At 67.4% G+C, this 16,465-nt stretch carries 17 protein-coding genes; 13 read left to right on the forward strand and 4 right to left on the reverse strand.

The window, feature by feature from the left end:
- Positions 1-19: 19 nt before the first annotated feature.
- Complete coding sequence (locus A5697_RS21515; RefSeq protein WP_068011977.1) at positions 20-1,252, forward strand: cytochrome P450; 1,233 nt, start codon at positions 20-22, stop codon at positions 1,250-1,252.
- A gap of 8 nt (positions 1,253-1,260) precedes the next feature.
- On the forward strand, positions 1,261-2,208 hold the full coding sequence (locus A5697_RS21520; RefSeq protein WP_067948860.1) for an SDR family NAD(P)-dependent oxidoreductase: 948 nt from the start codon (positions 1,261-1,263) through the stop codon (positions 2,206-2,208).
- Here the strand turns inward: A5697_RS21520 and A5697_RS21525 are convergent.
- Positions 2,195-2,866: a hypothetical protein gene (locus tag A5697_RS21525; protein WP_067948862.1), complete on the reverse strand. Its 672-nt coding sequence runs from the start codon at positions 2,864-2,866 to the stop codon at positions 2,195-2,197. The genes A5697_RS21520 and A5697_RS21525 overlap by 14 nt on opposite strands.
- 79 nt (positions 2,867-2,945) lie before the next feature.
- Here A5697_RS21525 and A5697_RS21530 point away from each other — a divergent pair, with 79 nt between their 5' ends.
- Genes A5697_RS21530 through A5697_RS21540 form a run of 3 tightly spaced genes read left to right on the forward strand, consistent with a single transcriptional unit; the run spans position 2,946 to position 6,973 of the window.
- Positions 2,946-4,451 carry a carboxylesterase/lipase family protein gene (locus A5697_RS21530; RefSeq protein WP_067948864.1) on the forward strand — a complete coding sequence of 502 codons (1,506 nt, stop codon included), beginning with the start codon at positions 2,946-2,948 and terminating at the stop codon, positions 4,449-4,451.
- 18 nt (positions 4,452-4,469) lie between these two features.
- Positions 4,470-6,482, forward strand: coding sequence for a phosphotransferase (locus tag A5697_RS21535; protein ID WP_068011978.1), 2,013 nt, complete (start codon positions 4,470-4,472; stop codon positions 6,480-6,482).
- Positions 6,479-6,973, forward strand: a complete 495-nt coding sequence (locus A5697_RS21540; protein WP_082953530.1) for a gluconokinase — start codon at positions 6,479-6,481, stop codon at positions 6,971-6,973. Before A5697_RS21535 ends, A5697_RS21540 begins: the two co-directional genes overlap by 4 nt.
- Positions 6,974-6,977: 4 nt before the next feature.
- Here A5697_RS21540 and A5697_RS21545 read toward each other — a convergent pair whose 3' ends face one another.
- Complete coding sequence (locus tag A5697_RS21545) at positions 6,978-8,009, reverse strand: DoxX family protein (RefSeq protein ID WP_067948870.1); 1,032 nt, start codon at positions 8,007-8,009, stop codon at positions 6,978-6,980.
- A gap of 95 nt (positions 8,010-8,104) precedes the next feature.
- Between A5697_RS21545 and pncA the strand changes: the two genes are divergently transcribed.
- A complete protein-coding gene (gene pncA / locus A5697_RS21550; protein WP_156673397.1) occupies positions 8,105-8,665 on the forward strand; it encodes a pyrazinamidase PncA in 561 nt (186 codons plus the stop codon).
- Complete coding sequence (locus A5697_RS21555) at positions 8,665-9,465, forward strand: ketosteroid isomerase family protein (RefSeq protein WP_068011981.1); 801 nt, start codon at positions 8,665-8,667, stop codon at positions 9,463-9,465. Before pncA ends, A5697_RS21555 begins: the two co-directional genes overlap by 1 nt.
- Positions 9,466-9,477: 12 nt before the next feature.
- Here A5697_RS21555 and A5697_RS21560 read toward each other — a convergent pair whose 3' ends face one another.
- Complete coding sequence (locus A5697_RS21560) at positions 9,478-9,828, reverse strand: DoxX family protein (protein WP_068011982.1); 351 nt, start codon at positions 9,826-9,828, stop codon at positions 9,478-9,480.
- 168 nt (positions 9,829-9,996) lie between these two features.
- On the opposite strand from A5697_RS21560, the gene A5697_RS21565 reads away from it, so the two are divergent.
- From A5697_RS21565 to A5697_RS21590, 6 genes are read left to right on the forward strand one after another with little or no spacing between them, the layout of a single operon-like run.
- Positions 9,997-10,989: a sigma-70 family RNA polymerase sigma factor gene (locus A5697_RS21565; protein WP_068011983.1), complete on the forward strand. Its 993-nt coding sequence runs from the start codon at positions 9,997-9,999 to the stop codon at positions 10,987-10,989.
- Positions 10,979-12,301: a sugar ABC transporter substrate-binding protein gene (locus A5697_RS21570; RefSeq protein ID WP_067948880.1), complete on the forward strand. Its 1,323-nt coding sequence runs from the start codon at positions 10,979-10,981 to the stop codon at positions 12,299-12,301. The genes A5697_RS21565 and A5697_RS21570 overlap by 11 nt, the downstream gene beginning before the upstream one ends.
- Complete coding sequence (locus A5697_RS21575) at positions 12,298-13,239, forward strand: carbohydrate ABC transporter permease (protein WP_068011984.1); 942 nt, start codon at positions 12,298-12,300, stop codon at positions 13,237-13,239. The genes A5697_RS21570 and A5697_RS21575 overlap by 4 nt, the downstream gene beginning before the upstream one ends.
- Positions 13,226-14,068: a carbohydrate ABC transporter permease gene (locus A5697_RS21580; RefSeq protein WP_067948884.1), complete on the forward strand. Its 843-nt coding sequence runs from the start codon at positions 13,226-13,228 to the stop codon at positions 14,066-14,068. The genes A5697_RS21575 and A5697_RS21580 overlap by 14 nt, the downstream gene beginning before the upstream one ends.
- A gap of 3 nt (positions 14,069-14,071) precedes the next feature.
- Positions 14,072-15,142, forward strand: coding sequence for an ABC transporter ATP-binding protein (locus A5697_RS21585; protein WP_068011985.1), 1,071 nt, complete (start codon positions 14,072-14,074; stop codon positions 15,140-15,142).
- 12 nt (positions 15,143-15,154) lie between these two features.
- Positions 15,155-16,132, forward strand: coding sequence for a patatin-like phospholipase family protein (locus A5697_RS21590; protein WP_068011986.1), 978 nt, complete (start codon positions 15,155-15,157; stop codon positions 16,130-16,132).
- A gap of 22 nt (positions 16,133-16,154) precedes the next feature.
- Here the strand turns inward: A5697_RS21590 and A5697_RS21595 are convergent, their stop codons facing one another.
- Positions 16,155-16,442: a DUF3349 domain-containing protein gene (locus A5697_RS21595; protein WP_068011987.1), complete on the reverse strand. Its 288-nt coding sequence runs from the start codon at positions 16,440-16,442 to the stop codon at positions 16,155-16,157.
- Positions 16,443-16,465: the final 23 nt, after the last annotated feature.

Here is a 16,465-nt window from a genome sequence, read left to right on the forward strand (position 1 = left end):
TTAACGGGAAACGCGGGTTATGTCAACAGCTTCCAGATCCTCCGGATCCGCAGGCGCCTGCCCTGACGCCGAACTCCCGGTGCTACCGGTGCCCCGGCCTGGACACTGCCCGCTCGCGCCGCCACCCGAGTTCGCGGACTGGCGCGAACAACCCGGGCTGCGACGCGCGATGTTCCAGGGCAATCCGGTCTGGGTGGTCAGCCGCTACCGGGATATCAGGGCGGCGCTGGTCGATCCGCGCTTGTCCGCGAAGACCATCCCGGACTCCATCATGCCGGCGGACGCCGACAACAACGTCCCGGTGATGTTCGCTCGGACCGACGATCCCGAGCACCACCGGATCCGGCGAATGATGACCAGCAACTTCACTTTCCGGCGGTGCGAATCGATGCGACCGCACATCCAGGAAATGGTCGACCACTATCTCGGCCAGATGATCGCCAACGGTGCGCCGGCCGATCTGGTGCGCGAATTCGCCTTGCCGGTGCCGTCAATGGTGATCGCACTGTTGCTGGGAGTGCCACCCGAAGACCTCGAACTCTTCCAGCACAACACCACGACCGGCCTCGACCAGAAGTCCTCCGACGCGGACAAGGGCCAGGCGTTCGGGGCCATGTACGCCTATATCGAGGAGCTGGTGGAACGCAAAGAGCGCGAACCCGGCGACGACCTGATCAGCCGCCTGGTCACCGAATACGTGGCGACGGGCCAACTCGACCGTGCCACCACGGCCATGAACGCTGTGATCATGATGCAGGCGGGCCACGAAACCACCGCCAATATGATCTCCTTGGGAACGGTTGCGCTACTGGAACATCCGGATGTATTCGAGCGACTCGGACAAACCGACGACCCTGCCGTCATCGCGAATATCGTCGAAGAACTGATGCGCTACCTCACCATCGTGCACAGCCAGGTCGATCGCGTGGCGACTGAAGATCTGATGATCGGCGGTGAGCTGATTCGCGAGGGGGAGTTCGTCATGATGAGCCTGCTCGCGGGGAACTGGGACGCCGAATTCGTCGACAATCCCGAATCCTTCGACGCCGACCGAAACACCCGCGGACACTTGGGCTTCGGGTACGGCGTGCATCAATGCATCGGAGCGAACCTGGCGCGCGTCGAGATGCAGGTCGCGTTCGCCACGCTGGCGCGCCGACTGCCCGGGCTGAAGCTGGCGGTGCCGCCGGAGAAACTGAGATTCAAAGAGGCCCACATCTACGGCATGAAAGAGCTTCCGGTCACCTGGTGAGGGCCGCCATGCGATTCGACGATCAGGTAGCCGTAATCACCGGTGCCGGCGGCGGATTGGGCAGACAGTACGCGCTGCTGCTGGCCTCTCGTGGCGCGCGCATTGTGGTCAACGACGTCGGCGGCTCGGTGACCGGGAACGGCTCCGACGCCGCAGTGGCGAACGTGGTCGTCGACGAGATCCGCCGGCAGGGCGGCGAGGCCGTCGCCGACGACCACAGCGTTACGAGTCACGAAGGTGCGGAGGCGATCATCGACACGGCCCTACGCGCCTGGAGCCGCGTGGACATCCTGATCAACAACGCGGGCATCGTCGGCGACGCGCCGTTCGAGGACATGACCGCCGATCGCCTCGCGCCCCTGGTCGATGTGCACCTGAACGGTGCCTTTTACGTAACCCGGCCTGCGTGGCGGGCCATGCGGGAGCGGCGCTACGGCCGCATCCTCAACACCTGCTCGGCCGCCGGAATCCTTGGCGCCGAGCGCATGAGCAACTACGGCGCGGCGAAAGCCGGGCTGGTCGGCCTCACCCGGGTGCTGGCCGCCGAGGGTGCCGCGCACGGCATCAAGGTCAACGCCATTGCGCCGATCGCCTACACCCGGATGCTGACGCACTCGCTGGACGGCGCCGGCCCGCAGGATGACCCGGCGGCGCGGGCGGTATTGGATGACCTTGTGGCCCAATACCTTCAGCGGCTGGACCCGGCGCAGGTCGCGCCGGTGGCGGCCTTCCTGACGCACCGGGAATGCCCGGTCTCCGGCGAGATCTACACGGTCGGCGCCGGACATGTCGCCCGCTTCTTCATCGGCCGGACTAAAGGTTTCTATGATCCCGGGCTGTCGATCGAGGATGTGCGCGACCATCTCGATGAGATCCGCGACGAAGCCGGCTACACGGTTCCCCGTGGGCCCGCCGACGAGATGACCGAGCTCTTTGCAACCATCATGAACAGCTGAACGCCGCGCCGACGCCGTCTGGTGCCGGCGCCGGCTTCAGGCAGCCGTACGCCTCGATGCCGGCGGGGCTCAATCGGGCGGCCGACTGACGGGCGTAGTTCACGCAATACAGCCCGGTTTGATCGGCGCGGCAACGATAGTCACCGAATGACAGCGAGTCACCGTTCGCCAGCTCGGAACCGTTGCCGTTGATGAACGGACCGGGATCGGCGCGCGACGCGCCCACCTGCAGGCTCGTCCCGTCGAAGGTCACCCAGCCGCCCTGCCAGTTGCCGTACGACGTCGGGGGAGCGGGTGGTGGGTTGGTCAGGCTCACCATGCAGACCATTGCGCCGCCGGTGTGCTTGGAGTCGGTCATGCACGGAACTTTGCCGGCCGCCGCGGTGAAGGCGATGTCGTCGCCGAGTGGCGTGGTCGCACCGTCGCGAATCGCGTCGTGATAGCGACCCGGATCCGCGGGGCGGCCCGCCTCGATCCAGGCGATGACGTCGGAGATCGGGGCGCCGGGAGCGGGCGCGGCGTTCGGGGCCGGTGGTTTGCCTCCCGATGGTGTGGTGGCAGCGGTCGTGGAGGCATGAGTTTGCTGGGACTGGCCGCCGACGGTATGGGAGCACCCGGCGACCAGTAACGACGCTGCCAACAGCGCGGCGATCCGCATCCAGTCAGGCTAACCGCCGTGCGGTCTTAATAAGGCGCTGCGCGCGCGTTACGCCCGCCATGTCGGCTAACGTCGGGTTATGCATCAGCGCACCGTCCGCGCACGCACGACCATCGGCACCGTGGAAGGTTTCACCCGCGACGGCGTCCACCGCTGGCGATCCATCCCGTACGCCCGGCCGCCGGTCGGGCCGCTGCGATTGCGGGCGCCCCGGCCGGCGCAACCCTGGTCGGGGGTGCGACACTGCCACGGCTTCGCCAACTGCGCGCCGCAGCAGCGCCGCTACACAATGCTCGGGGTCGGCCGCTACCAGCCGATGGGGGAGGACTGCCTCACCCTCAACGTCGTCGCCCCCGAGGCCGCCGCCGAAGAGCCGTTGCCCGTCATGGTCTTCATTCACGGCGGCGGTTACATCCTGGGCAGCTCGGCCACACCGCTCTACGACGGCGCGGCGCTGGCACGCCGCGGTTGCGTATACGTCTCGGTGAACTACCGACTGGGTGCGCTGGGATGCCTGGACCTGTCGTCGCTTTCGACGCCGGACATCGCCATCGACAGCAACTTGTTCCTGCGCGACCTGGTGATGGCTTTGCGCTGGGTGAAAGACAACATCTCCGCGTTCGGCGGCGACCCCGACAACGTCACGATCTTCGGGGAGAGCGCGGGCGCGCACATCACCGCCACCTTGTTGGCGGTGCCGGCCGCCGAAGGGCTGTTCGCGCGGGCCATTTCGGAAAGTCCGGCCGCCGGCATGGTCCGCTCGCGAGAGACCGCCGCGGAATTCGCGACGCGCTTCGCCGCGCTGCTGGGCGCGCGCCCGCAGGACGCCGCCGAAGTGCTGATGCAGGCGTCAGCGGCGCAACTGGTGGACGCCCAGCACCGGCTGATCGACCACGGCATGGAGGATAGGCTGGGCGCCTTTCCGATCGGCCCGGTCGCCGGCGACGACGTCGTGCCCATCGATCCGGTCGAGGCGATGCGCGGAGGGCACGCGCACCGGGTGCCGCTCATCGTGGGCACCAACGCCGAAGAAGGGCGCCTGTTCACCCGGTTCCTCAAAATGCTGCCGACCAATCAAACGATGATCGAAGAACTGCTGGCCGACACGGAACCGGCTGCGCGCGAACGTATTACGTCCGCATACCCGGATTACCCCGCGCCGTCGGCGTGCATCCAGCTCGGCGGCGACTTCGCGTTCGGTTCGGCGGCCTGGCAGATCGCGGAGGCCCACAGCGCGCACGCGCCCACCTATCTCTACCGGTACGACTACGCCCCCCGCACGCTGCGCTGGTCGGGCTTGGGTGCCACCCATGCCACCGAGTTGCTGGCCGTCTTCGACGTCTATCGCACCCGATTCGGCGCGCTGTTGACCGCCGCGGCCGATCGACGCGCTGCGCTGCGGGTCAGTAATCAGGTGCAGCGTCGGTGGCGATCCTTCAGCCGCCACGGCGCCCCGGGCGACGACTGGCCCACCTATACGACCGCCGACCGCGCCGTCATGGTCTTCGACCGCAAGAGCCGCGTCGAGTTCGATCCACATCCGCACCGCCGGATTGCCTGGGATGGCTTCTCCCTGGCGCAGTGACCTGGCACGCTGACCCTCATGCATGCCGACACCGCAGAAGTCATCGAACGACCCGGCGACCTCACCGCCGCATGGCTGGAATCGGCGATCGGCGGCGGACCCATCGCCGATTTCTCCGTCGAGCGCATCGGCACCGGGCAGATGAGCGAGTGCTACCGCATCCGGCTCAGCTACGCCGAGGCCGCGGCGCCTCCCGGCAGGCCCGAGTCGGTGGTCCTCAAGGTGGCGGCCACCGACCCCGTGAGCCGGCAAACCGGGCTTGCCCTTGGTCTCTACGAGCGGGAGGTGCGCTTCTACGGCGACATCGCGCCACGCCTGGGCGGGCCGATAGCGCCCTGCTACCACGCCGCCGTCGATACCTCGACGGGCGCGTTCGACCTGTTGCTGGGTGATGCCGGGCCGGCCGTCGTCGGGGACGAAATCGCCGGTGCGACAGCCGAACAGGCGCGCCTCTGTGTCGTCGAGCTGGGGCGGCTGCACGGGCCGCTGCTCGGCGACGCCGCGTTGGCCGAAGCCCCGTGGCTGAACCGCGAATCACCGCTCAACCAGGCGATGATCGCCCCGCTGTATGCCGGGTTCATCGACCGCTACGGTGACCAGATTGCGCCAGAACACCGCATGGTGTGCGAACGCCTGGTCGCGTCCTTTGACGGCTACCTGGCCGCCGAGTCGGCGCCGGACCGGATCCGTGGGCTGATGCACGGCGACTACCGCCTGGACAACCTGTTGTTCGGCACCGCCGGGGCCGACCGCCCGCTGACGGTCGTCGATTGGCAGACGGTTTCCTGGGGGCCGGCCATGACCGACCTGTCGTACTTCCTCGGCTGCGCGCTGCCGACCCCAGATCGCCGGGAGCAGTACGACGCGTTGTTGCGGGCCTACCACGAGGCGCTGGGGCCTACGGCGCCCCTCACGCTCACCGACGTCGCCGAAGGTGTTCGCAGGCAAAGCTTTTTCGGTGTGATGATGGCGATCGTCTCCTCGATGCTGGTGGAACGCACCGAGCGCGGCGACCGGATGTTCATGACGATGCTGCAACGGCACGGTGATCACGTGCTCGACACCGACGCGCTGGCGACGCTGCCCGCCGCGCAGACGCCCGAACCCCTGCGGCCCACGGAGGAGGACGAAGGCGGGCACGCGCCGACTGCCGAACCGCTGTGGAGTGAGAGCTGGTACGCCGACTTCGCCGATGTGGCACAGGGATTGGGCGGCTGGTTCCGCCTCGGCCTGATCGCCAACGAGCAGAAGGCGTGGGTGCACGCGCTGCTGTGCGGCCCCGACATGCCCACCGTGGCCGTCGACGCGCAAGTACCGCTGCCGGCGGATCCGTGGGACGTGCGCAGCGATTCCTTCGAGCTCGGCCACTGTGCGACCACACCGTTGCAGACGTACCGCGTCGACCTGCACGCGCGCGCTCAGGCTTACCGCGATCCGTCGGCGTTGTTGCGCGGGGAGCCCGGCGCCCCCGTCGAGATGACGATGAGCTTGGTGTGGACCACCGACGGGGTCCCGTACAAGTACCGGTTGACGACGCGTTACGAGATCCCGTGCCGGGTCTCGGGCACGGTCACCATCGATGACGCCGGGTACCGCGTCGAGTCGGTCCCCGGCCAGCGCGATCACTCGTGGGGGGTGCGCGACTGGTGGAGCATGGACTGGACTTGGAGCGCGTTGCATCTGGACGACGGGACCCATCTGCACGGCGTCAACATCCGCATTCCCGGTGCCCCGGCCTTCAGCATCGGCTACTCCCAGGACGCGCAGGGATCCGTCACCGAGCTGGAAACGGTGGATTCCCGAGAGTCCTTCGGCGCCAACGGGTTACCCCTGGGCGCCACCTTGGCGCTCGAACCCGGCGAGGTCACCGCGGACGTCGAGGTGCGCGGCCAGGCGCCGGTACGTCTGACCGCCGCGGACGGGCGGGTCAGCCAGTTCCCGAGGGTCTGGGCGACCGTCCGGACGGCCGACGGACGCAACGGCGTCGGCTGGCTGGAATGGAACCGCAACCTCGCCGAACGGTCCGAGTGAGCGGACGGACTCCCGTCGTGGTGATGGGTGTTTCGGGATCGGGGAAATCGACCGTGGGGATGGCGCTCGCGCGACGCTTGCGGGTCCCCTTCGTCGATGCCGACACCCTGCACCCGCCGGCCAACATCGCCAAGATGGCGTCCGGTGAACCGCTGGACGACGACGACCGCTACCCCTGGCTGGAAACGGTTGGGCAGTGGTTGGCCGGCCACCGCGAGGGAGGCGTGGTGAGTTGTTCGGCGCTCAAGCGCAAATACCGCGACCAGTTGCGCGCGCACTGCCCGCAGGTCGAATTCCTGCATCTCGCCGGTTCACCGGCACTCATCCGCGCCCGACTGGCCGCCAGGACGGCTCATTTCATGCCGGCCGCGCTGCTGCGCTCCCAATTCGACGCGCTGGAGCCGCTGGGCCCCGGCGAGGCCGGCGCGACGGTTGATGTCGGCCAGGGCGTCGATGCGATCGTCGACACCTATCTGCGCGGCGACGCGTGAGCCCTCAGGAAAGCTTGCGGCGACCCGTCTTGACCTGCTCACCGAGTCGTTCGCGCGCGGTGTCGGCCAGGTAGCCACCGCGAGCCCGGGCCGTGTCCGCGAGGTAGATGCCGCGCGCGCGGGCGGTGTCGGCGAGGTCCTCGCCGCGATCCAGTGCCGTGCTCGCCAGGTCCTCGCCGCGCTTGCGCGCCTTCTTGGCCAATTTCTCGCTGCGCTTGCGGGCCTTCTTCGCCAGCGGCGCTGCCCAGTCGGCGGCTTCGTCGGCGAGTTCTTCACCGCGCTTGCGCGCCTTCTTCGCCAGCGGCGCGGCTCGCTCGGCCGCCTCGTCCGCCAGCTCCTCGCCGCGTTTGCGGGCCTTTTGGGCCAGCGGCTTGCTCCGTTCGGCGGCCGTGCTGGCGAATTCGCGACCGCGTTCCAGCGCGGCCTCCGCGTACGGCGCGCCTCGTTCGGCCGCCGTGCTGGCCAGTTCACGGCCGCGTTCGGCGCCGATCTGCAGGCCGTGCACGATCTTCTCGCTCAACTCCGAAAAGTCGGTATCGAAGTGGGCGTCGTCGGAGCCGGGGAGCGCCGACGACACTCGCTCGGAGAGCCGCTCGGCCGCCCGGCGGCCGCGCCACCCGAGTGACGGCTTGCCCGCCGTGTCGGCGGAAGCGATCAGCAAACCACCAACCAGGCTGAGGTCGGTGAGGAACTGCTGGCGTTTTTGAGCTTTGGCCTCCGGGTCGCTCTCGTTCCAGAACGAGTGCGCCCCGAGGTTGGCCGGTAGCACCGTGAACGCGAGAGCAGCCGAGGCGACGCGCGGCAGTTTGCCGGTGGCCAGCAGCAGACCGCCGCCGATCTGAACGGCCGCAGTGATTTGGGCGACCGTCTCGGGGTCACTCGGAATGTTGCCGCTCACCGAATTCGGCAGCGCCTGCAAACCATCCACCGCGGGCGCGGCGGCCGCCGCCGCCGATTTGGGGTTCAGCAGGGAATTGACTCCTTGGCCGATGAAAGCCACTGAAAGCAACGGGCGCGCGATTCTCCGGATCAACATGGCCGGTGGATTACCCGACTGGTTGGCGAACAAACCGTCCCACCCATACGCCCAGCTGAAGCGCCATGGTGGGCGACACCGATAGGGTGAAACGCGTGAGGGCGTTGATCGTGGTCGACGTGCAAAACGATTTCTGCGAGGGTGGCTCGCTGCCGGTGACCGGCGGTGCCGCCGTGGCGCCCGCCATCAACGACTATCTCGCCGGCGAGCCGGGCTACGGACACGTCGTAGCAACCCAGGATTTCCACGTCCAGCCGGGCGACCATTTCTCCGACCGACCCGACTATTCATCGTCGTGGCCACCGCACTGCATCGCCGGAAGTGCCGGCGCGGAGCTGCGGCCCGACCTCGACACCAGCCGGATCGAGGCAGTCTTCCGCAAGGGCGCCGATGCCGCGGCGTACAGCGGTTTCGAAGGCGTCGACCAGAACGGGACCCCGCTGTTGGACTGGTTGCGGGAGCGTGGGGTCGACGAGGTCGATGTGGTCGGCATCGCCACCGACCAGTGCGTCCGGCGCACCGCCGAGGATGCCGCGCGGGCGGGCCTGTCCACCAGGGTGCTGGTGAACCTGACCGCGGCCGTCTCGCCGGACTCGGCCGCCGAGGCGCTCCAGGCGATGCGGACCGCGGGCGTCGAAGTGGTCGGGGGTCCGTGATGGGGGTGGCGCCGGATCGGGCGCATCTCCTGGCCGCCGTCGAGCGCTCGCCGCAGGCGGCCGCCACGCACGACCGCGCCGGGTGGGTGGCGTTGTTCACCGACGACGGCCGCGTGGAGGACCCGGTCGGGTCGCGGCCGCACGTCGGGCAGGAGCAGATCGGCCGGTTCTATGACACTTTCATCGGTGCGCGCGACATCAAGTTCCACCGCGACCTCGACGTCGTCGTCGACACCGTGGTGCTGCGCGACGTCGAGCTCGAGGTCGCGATGGGCTCGGCGATCACGATGTACATTCCCGCGTTCCTGCGCTACGACCTGCGAGACACCAACGGCGAGTGGCGCATTGGCGAACTGCGGGCCTATTGGGAACTTCCCGCGATGATGCTGCAATTCCTGCGAACCGGATCACGTGCGGTCGGACCCGCCCTGCAACTGTCGCGCAGTCTGTTGAGCAATCAGCGGATACGCGGCACGACCGGCTTCGTGACGGGATTCCGGCGGGTTGGTGCGCGGCACAAGAAGCTCGCCGAGGCATTCCTCGGTGCTGTCGCGCGTCAAGATCGGGTCGCGGCCGCGCGGGCGTTATCACCGGTCGCCACAATCACTCTCGGTGACCACGACGCCCTCGACCTCGCCGAACTCGTCGAGCAGTTGGACGGCGCCGGCGCCACCAAGATGATCGGCGCGGGCCCAACGGTGACGATGTCGGTCCACTCCAGTCGTGGACGGGGAATACTGTTCGCCGACATGGCCTGGCGGGGCGACGCCATCAACCGGGTCCGGTATTTTCCCGGCTGAGCGCGACCCGGGTCAACGCAGCACCATCAACGCCAGCGATGCCACCGACATGCACAGGTACGCGCCGGGAAACGCGATGTTGTACAGGACGCGGGCCCGCAGGTGGGTCACGACTGCGCCGACGAAGAACAGCACCAGGCCGGTGGCGGCGGCGATCCCCAACACGGGGAGGCCCACCAGGCCCACAATGAGCCCGGCCGCGCCGGCCAGCTTGACCGCCCCCAGCGCGGGCAACCACGAACGCGGCACCCCGACTTCGGCGGAATTCGCCAGGACGAAACCCGCCGGGATGAGATCGGCCACGGCGATCCCGGCGGTGCTGGCGGCGGTAACCAGCGTGACCGCAACGTATGCGGTGTTCATCTGGGGCAAACCCTTGCCGGACAGCCGTTTTTGCGGCGGCGAGCCGGATGGTCACCGCACGCGCTACGGCGCACAATCGATAAGGTCATGGTGCTGGCCTCCTTTGCAACAGAGAGCTCGATGGACGCGGTCATCTTCTTGACGACTCCTGTGCGGAAAAGGTGACCCATGAGCGCCCCGAAAAATCTGGCGGATCTTGCCCAGCGTTTCGACGCGGACCGGCGACACCTGAGGTCGGTGGCGTTGCAGCTGCTGGGATCGGCGGCCGATGCCGACGACGCGGTTCAGTCGGCGTGGCTGAAGGCTAGCCGTGCGGATTTCGCCGCGGTCGACAACCTCACCGGCTGGTTCACCACGATCACCGCCCGCGAGGCCGTCGACCAGCTCCGGGCGCGCAAGCGACGTGCGGAACAGCCGCTAGCCACCCCCGACGAACTGGACCGGATCGCCGCGACCGCGTCGGCGTCAGCCGACGAGGAAGCGCTCCTGACGGAGTCGGTGAGCAACGCGCTGCTCGTGGTCCTCGACCGGCTCTCACCGGCGCAGCGGGTCGCGTTCGTCCTGCATGACGTGTTCGCCGTGCCGTTCGAGAGAATCGCCGGTCTGCTGGACCGGTCGCCGGAAGCCGCGAAGAAGCTGGCAAGCCGCGCGCGTGCGCGGGTGGCCCACCCGGGCGCCGAGCCCGAGCGCATCGCGAAGCACCTCGAGGTCGTCGAGGCGTTCCTCGCGGCTTCCCGCGGCGGTGATATCGCCGGCCTGCTCGCGCTGCTGGCCCCGGATGTGGTGCGCAGGGTCGATCGGGCACTGGTCCCCGACGACGTGCCGACCGAGCTGCGCGGCGCCAGGCAGGTCGCGGAGGAAACCCGTCGATTCGCTCTCCGGGCACGCGCCGGCGTGGTCGTGCTCATCGACGGGGCTCCGGGGATCGCGATCGCGCCACGCGGGCGCGCTGAGGCACTGCTGATGATCACCGTCGGCACCGACGACCGCATCCGCGCGATCGACATCATCGGGGACGCCGGCCGCGTTCGCCGAGCCGTGCTGGCCCTCCCGAGTTGGCCGCGCCAGCAACACCACAGCCGCTTCGGGTACCAAGGACAGGAGAAACCGCCGGTCGGCTGGCCGGCAACGGGGCGAGAACGGGAGCAACATGCTCGATAAGCCGTTCGGGCGGCGCGGGCTGCTGCGCGGGGCCGGCGCGCTCACCGCGGCGTCCCTGGCGCCGTGGGCCGCCGGCTGCGCTCCCGAAGAAGACGCGTTGACGTTCTTCTTTGCGGCCAACCCCGACGAACGCGATGCCAGGATCCGCATCGTCGACGAGTTTGCGCGCCGCCACCCAGATATCAAGGTCCGCCCGGTGCTTTCGGCTCCGGGTGTGATGCAGCAGCTGTCGACGTTCTGCGCCGGCGGTAGATGCCCGGACGTGTTGATGGCGTGGGACCTTACCTACGCCGAGTTGGCCGCCCGTGGCGTGCTGCTCGACCTCAACACCATGCTGTCCCGGGACCAGGCCTTCGCCGCTGAGCTGAAGTCGGACGGCATCGGGGCGCTCTACGACGCCTTCACGTTCAACGGAGGCCAGTACGCACTCCCGGAGCAATGGTCCGGAAACTACCTGTTCTACAACAAGCGGCTCTTCGCCGAGGCCGGGGTGCCGTCCCCGCCCAAGACGTGGCAGAATCCGTGGAGTTTCACCGACTTCTTGAACACCGCCACCGCACTCACCAAGCGGGATCGCTCCGGGCGGGTGACCCAGTGGGGCTTCGTGAACATGTGGTTCTCCTACTATTCGGCCGGGCTGTTCGCCATGAACAATGGGGTGCCGTGGTCCACCCCGCTGAAAAACCCGACCCACTTCAACTTCGACAACGACGCCTTCATCGAGGCGGTGCAGTTCTATGCCGACCTGGCCAACAAGCACAAGGTCGCGCCCAATGCGTCCGAGGTGCAATCGATGTCCACGCCCGACCTGTTCGCGGCGGGCAGGGCGGCCATGGCGATGGGCGGCCACTGGCGCTACCAGACCTTCATCCGGGCCGAGGGCCTGGACTTCGATGTCACCTCGTTGCCGGTGGGGCCACGCCGACAGGGTCAGCCCGCCCACTCCGACATCGGTTCCACCGGATTGGCCATCTCCGCGAGCAGTCAACGCAAGGAGCAGGCATGGGAATTCGTGAAATTCGCGACCGGGCCCGTCGGGCAGGCGTTGATCGGTGAATCCAGTCTCTTTGTGCCGGTGCTGCAATCCGCGCTCGACTCGGCCGGCTTCGCCAAGGCTCACCAGCACGTCGGCAACCTCGCCGTCCTCACGCAAGGACCCGCGTACTCAGAGGGGCTGCCCGTCACCCCGTCCTGGGAGAAGATCGTCGCCTTGATGGACCGCAGTTTCGGGCCCGTGCTGCGTGGATCACGGCCCGCGACATCGCTGGCCAGTCTGTCGCCCGCCATCGACGAGGTGTTACGCACCCCATGACATCGGTCGATGCCACCACACGCACACTCGCGAAGGGCGCCGGTCCGTGGCGACGGCGGGCGCGCGCCGGCCGCCTTTTCGTGGCGCCGAATCTGGCCGCGGTCGCGGTGTTCATGCTCTTTCCGCTGGGATTCTCGCTCTACATGAGCTTTCAGCGGTGGGACGTCTTCCGGCCGCCTAAGTTCGTGGGCCTGAAGAACTTCCAAGAGCTGTTCACCTCGGACCCGCTCTTCCTCATCGCCATTCGCAACACCGTTGTCTTCACCCTCGGAACGGTCGTGCCGACTATCGTCGTCAGCCTGGTCGTGGCCGGCGTGCTGAACCGAAAGGTCAGGGGCATCGGCGTTTTCCGCACCATCGTCTTTATGCCGCTTGCCATCTCGTCGGTCGTCATGGCGGTCGTCTGGCAGTTCGTCTTCAACACCGACAACGGGTTGCTCAACATCATGCTGGGCTGGGTCGGGATCGGCCCGGTCCCGTGGCTGGTCGAACCCCGCTGGGCGATGGCTTCGCTGTGCGTCGTCAGCGTGTGGCGCAGCGTGCCGTTCGCCACCGTCATCCTGCTCGCGGCGATGCAAGGCGTTCCCGAGACCGTCTACGAGGCGGCCCGAATCGACGGGGCCGGCGAGGTACGGCAGTTCGTGTCCATCACGGTGCCGCTGATCCGTGGCTCGATATCGTTTGTGGGCGTCATATCGATCATCCACGCGTTCCAGGCTTTTGACCTGGTTTACGTCCTCAACGGCGCGAACGGCGGCCCCGAAACCGCTACGTATGTCCTGGGCATCATGCTTTTCCAGCACGCGTTCTCCTTCCTGGAATTCGGGTACGCGTCCGCGCTGGCGTGGGTGATGTTCGCCATCCTGCTGGTGCTGACCGTGGTGCAGCTGCGGATCACTCAGCAACGCTCTTGGGAGACTTCTCGTGGCCTCAGCTGAGCGGTTGTTCACCCGCAATGTCATTCGGACCCTGGTGGTCTACACCGCGCTGCTCGCCATCGCATGGTGCTGGCTGTTTCCGATCGCCTGGGCCGTGTCCGGCTCATTGAAGCGCGGCGGCGAGATCAGCGAGCCGAGGCTGCTACCGGCGCACCCGCGGTGGTCCAATTACACCGAGATCTTCTCGTTGATGCCGTTCGCGCGGATGTTCTTCAACACCGTGCTGTATGCCGGGTGCGTGACCGCCGGACAGGTGTTCTTCTGCTCGCTGGCCGGATACGCGTTCGCCCGGCTGCAATTTCGCGGTCGTGACACGTTGTTCGTGTTATACCTCGGCACGTTGATGGTGCCGCTGACGGTGACCGTGATCCCGCAGTTCATCTTGATGCGGACCGTCGGCTGGGTCGACACACCCTGGTCGATGATCGTGCCGGGCTTGTTCGGCAGCGCATTCGGCACCTATTTGATGCGGCAGTTCTTCCGGACACTTCCGACCGACCTCGAGGAGGCGGCGATACTCGACGGTTGTTCGCCGTGGCAGATCTACTGGCGAATTCTGTTGCCCCACGCCCGCCCCGCGGTGATGGTGTTAGCCGTGCTCACCTGGGTCAACGTGTGGAACGACTTCCTGTGGCCGCTGCTGATGCTTCAGCGCAACAGCCTGGCCACGCTGACGCTCGGCCTGGTGCGGCTGCGGGGCGAATATGTCGCGCGCTGGCCGATCATCATGGCGGCTTCGATGCTGATCATGCTGCCGTTGGTCATCATCTACGCGATCGCGCAACGGTCCTTCGTCAGGGGAATCGCCGTCTCGGGGCTCAACGGATAAGCCATGGCCTCAGTGACTTTCGAGCAAGCGACGCGGTGCTACGCCGGGGCCGACCGCCCGGCCCTGGACAGCCTGGACCTGGACGTGGGCGACGGCGAGTTCGTCGTCCTGGTCGGTCCCTCAGGATGCGGCAAGACCACCTCGCTGCGGATGGTGGCGGGGCTGGAAACGCTGGACTCCGGACGCATCCGGATCGGCGACCGTGACGTCACCACCGTCGATCCCAAGGACCGCGACGTCGCGATGGTCTTCCAGAACTATGCGCTCTATCCGCACATGACGGTCGCGCAGAACATGGGCTTCGCCCTGAAGATCGCTAAGACGCCGAAGTCCGAAATTCGGGACCGCGTCCTGGACGCGGCGAAACTGCTTGACCTGCAACCCTATCTGGACCGCAAGCCCAAGGACCTCTCCGGCGGGCAACGCCAGCGGGTGGCGATGGGACGCGCGATCGTCCGCCGGCCGCAGGTCTTCCTGATGGACGAGCCGCTGTCGAATCTTGATGCCAAACTGCGCGTGCAAACCCGCAACCAGATCGCGGCACTGCAACGGCGGCTCGGCACCACCACCGTCTACGTCACCCACGACCAGGTCGAGGCTATGACCATGGGTGACCGCGTCGCCGTCCTGCGCGACGGAGTGCTGCAGCAGTTCGCCGCGCCGCGCGAGCTGTACCGCAACCCGGTCAACGTCTTCGTCGCGGGTTTCATCGGGTCGCCGGCCATGAACCTGTTCACCCTGCCGATCATCGATTCCGCTGTGTCGCTGGGGGATTGGCATATCCCGCTACCCCCAGAGCTGACCGATGCCGCAAGCGAGGTCGTCGTGGGTGTCCGGCCGGAACACTTCGAACTGGGCAGCCTCGGTGTCGAGATGGAGGTCGACGTGGTCGAGGAGCTCGGGGCGGACGCCTACGTCTACGGCCGAATCACCGGCTCCGGCAAGGTCATTGACCAGCCTGTCGTCGCGCGCGCCGATGGGCGCCGGCCCCCGGAAAAAGGCAGCCGGGTGCGCCTGCACCCGGAACCGGGGCACCTGCACTTCTTCGGTGTCGACGGCCAACGAATCTGTTGAGGGGGTAGGTCAATGGTGGTGGCAGTGACCACGTCCCGCGCCGATCTGGTGTGTGAGGGCGGAGGCGTGCGGGGGATCGGGCTGGTCGGTGCGGTCGACGCGCTGTCCGGCGCCGGTTACCGGTTTCCCCGCGTCGCGGGTAGCAGCGCGGGCGCGGTCGTCGCGTCGCTGGTCGCGGCGCTACAGGTCGCGGGCGAACCGCTGAGCCGGCTCGCGGAAGTCATGCGATCCATCGACTACCGGAAGTTCCTGGATCGCAACCTGATCGGGCGTGTGCCGCTGATCGGTGGGGCGCTGTCGCTGTTGGTGTCGGACGGTGTGTATCGCGGGGCCTACCTGGAACGACTGCTCGCCGGTCTGCTCGGCGACTTGGGTGTGCGGACGTTCGGTGACCTGCGCACGGGCGAGGAGCCGGACCAGTTCGCGTGGTCGCTCGTGGTGACGGCCAGTGACCTGTCCCGGCGCCGGCTTGTGCGCATCCCGTGGGACCTCGCTTCCTATGGCATCGACCCCGACGACTTCTCGGTCGCCCGCGCCGTGCACGCCTCGTCGGCGATTCCGTATGTATTCGAACCGGTCCGGGTCAACGGCGCCACCTGGGTCGACGGCGGCTTGCTCTCCGATTTTCCGGTGGAGCTGTTCGACCGGCCCGATGCTGAGCCGCGATGGCCGACATTCGGAATCCGGCTTTCCGCGCGTCCCGGCATCCCGCCCACCCATCCGGTGCACGGACCAGTTTCGTTGGGAATCGCGGCGATAGAGACGCTGGTGAGCAATCAGGACAACGCCTACATCGACGATCCGTGCACCGTCCGGCGCACCATCTTCGTCCCGGCCGAAGGGGTCAGTCCGATCGACTTCAACATCACCCCCGAGCAACGCGACGGCCTGTATCAACGAGGATTGCAGGCAGGCCAACAGTTCCTGCGCACCTGGAATTACCCGGACTACCTGGCGGCGTGCGGCGGACCCGCGAAAGAAGCTGAGTAAGAGTCAGATCCCGCTTCGAGGCCTATCCGCGTGCGCAGCGGATCTCATCGAGGCGATGTCCCACCCGCTCGACGTCAGCCGGCAACGGCAACTGGTTGGTGACACGAGTGATTTCCACGCCGATATCAATGGGACTGATCGGCCAGAATTGGCGTCTCATGAGTTTGCTTGCAATGGCGGTTATCTCGTCGTCGCAAAGCCGCCGGCGGGCCAGGGCCGCCAGGGGCGCATATCCGGTCGTCGGCATGCCGGCGGGGTAGCCGGCCCGCACGAAAGCCACGATGCTCGACACCCAAAGGGCCAGGTCCATATTCCCACCTCGCTCACCGCCGC

The organism is Mycobacterium sp. E3251 (assembly GCF_001666835.1).
Taxonomy (GTDB): Bacteria; Actinomycetota; Actinomycetes; order Mycobacteriales; family Mycobacteriaceae; genus Mycobacterium.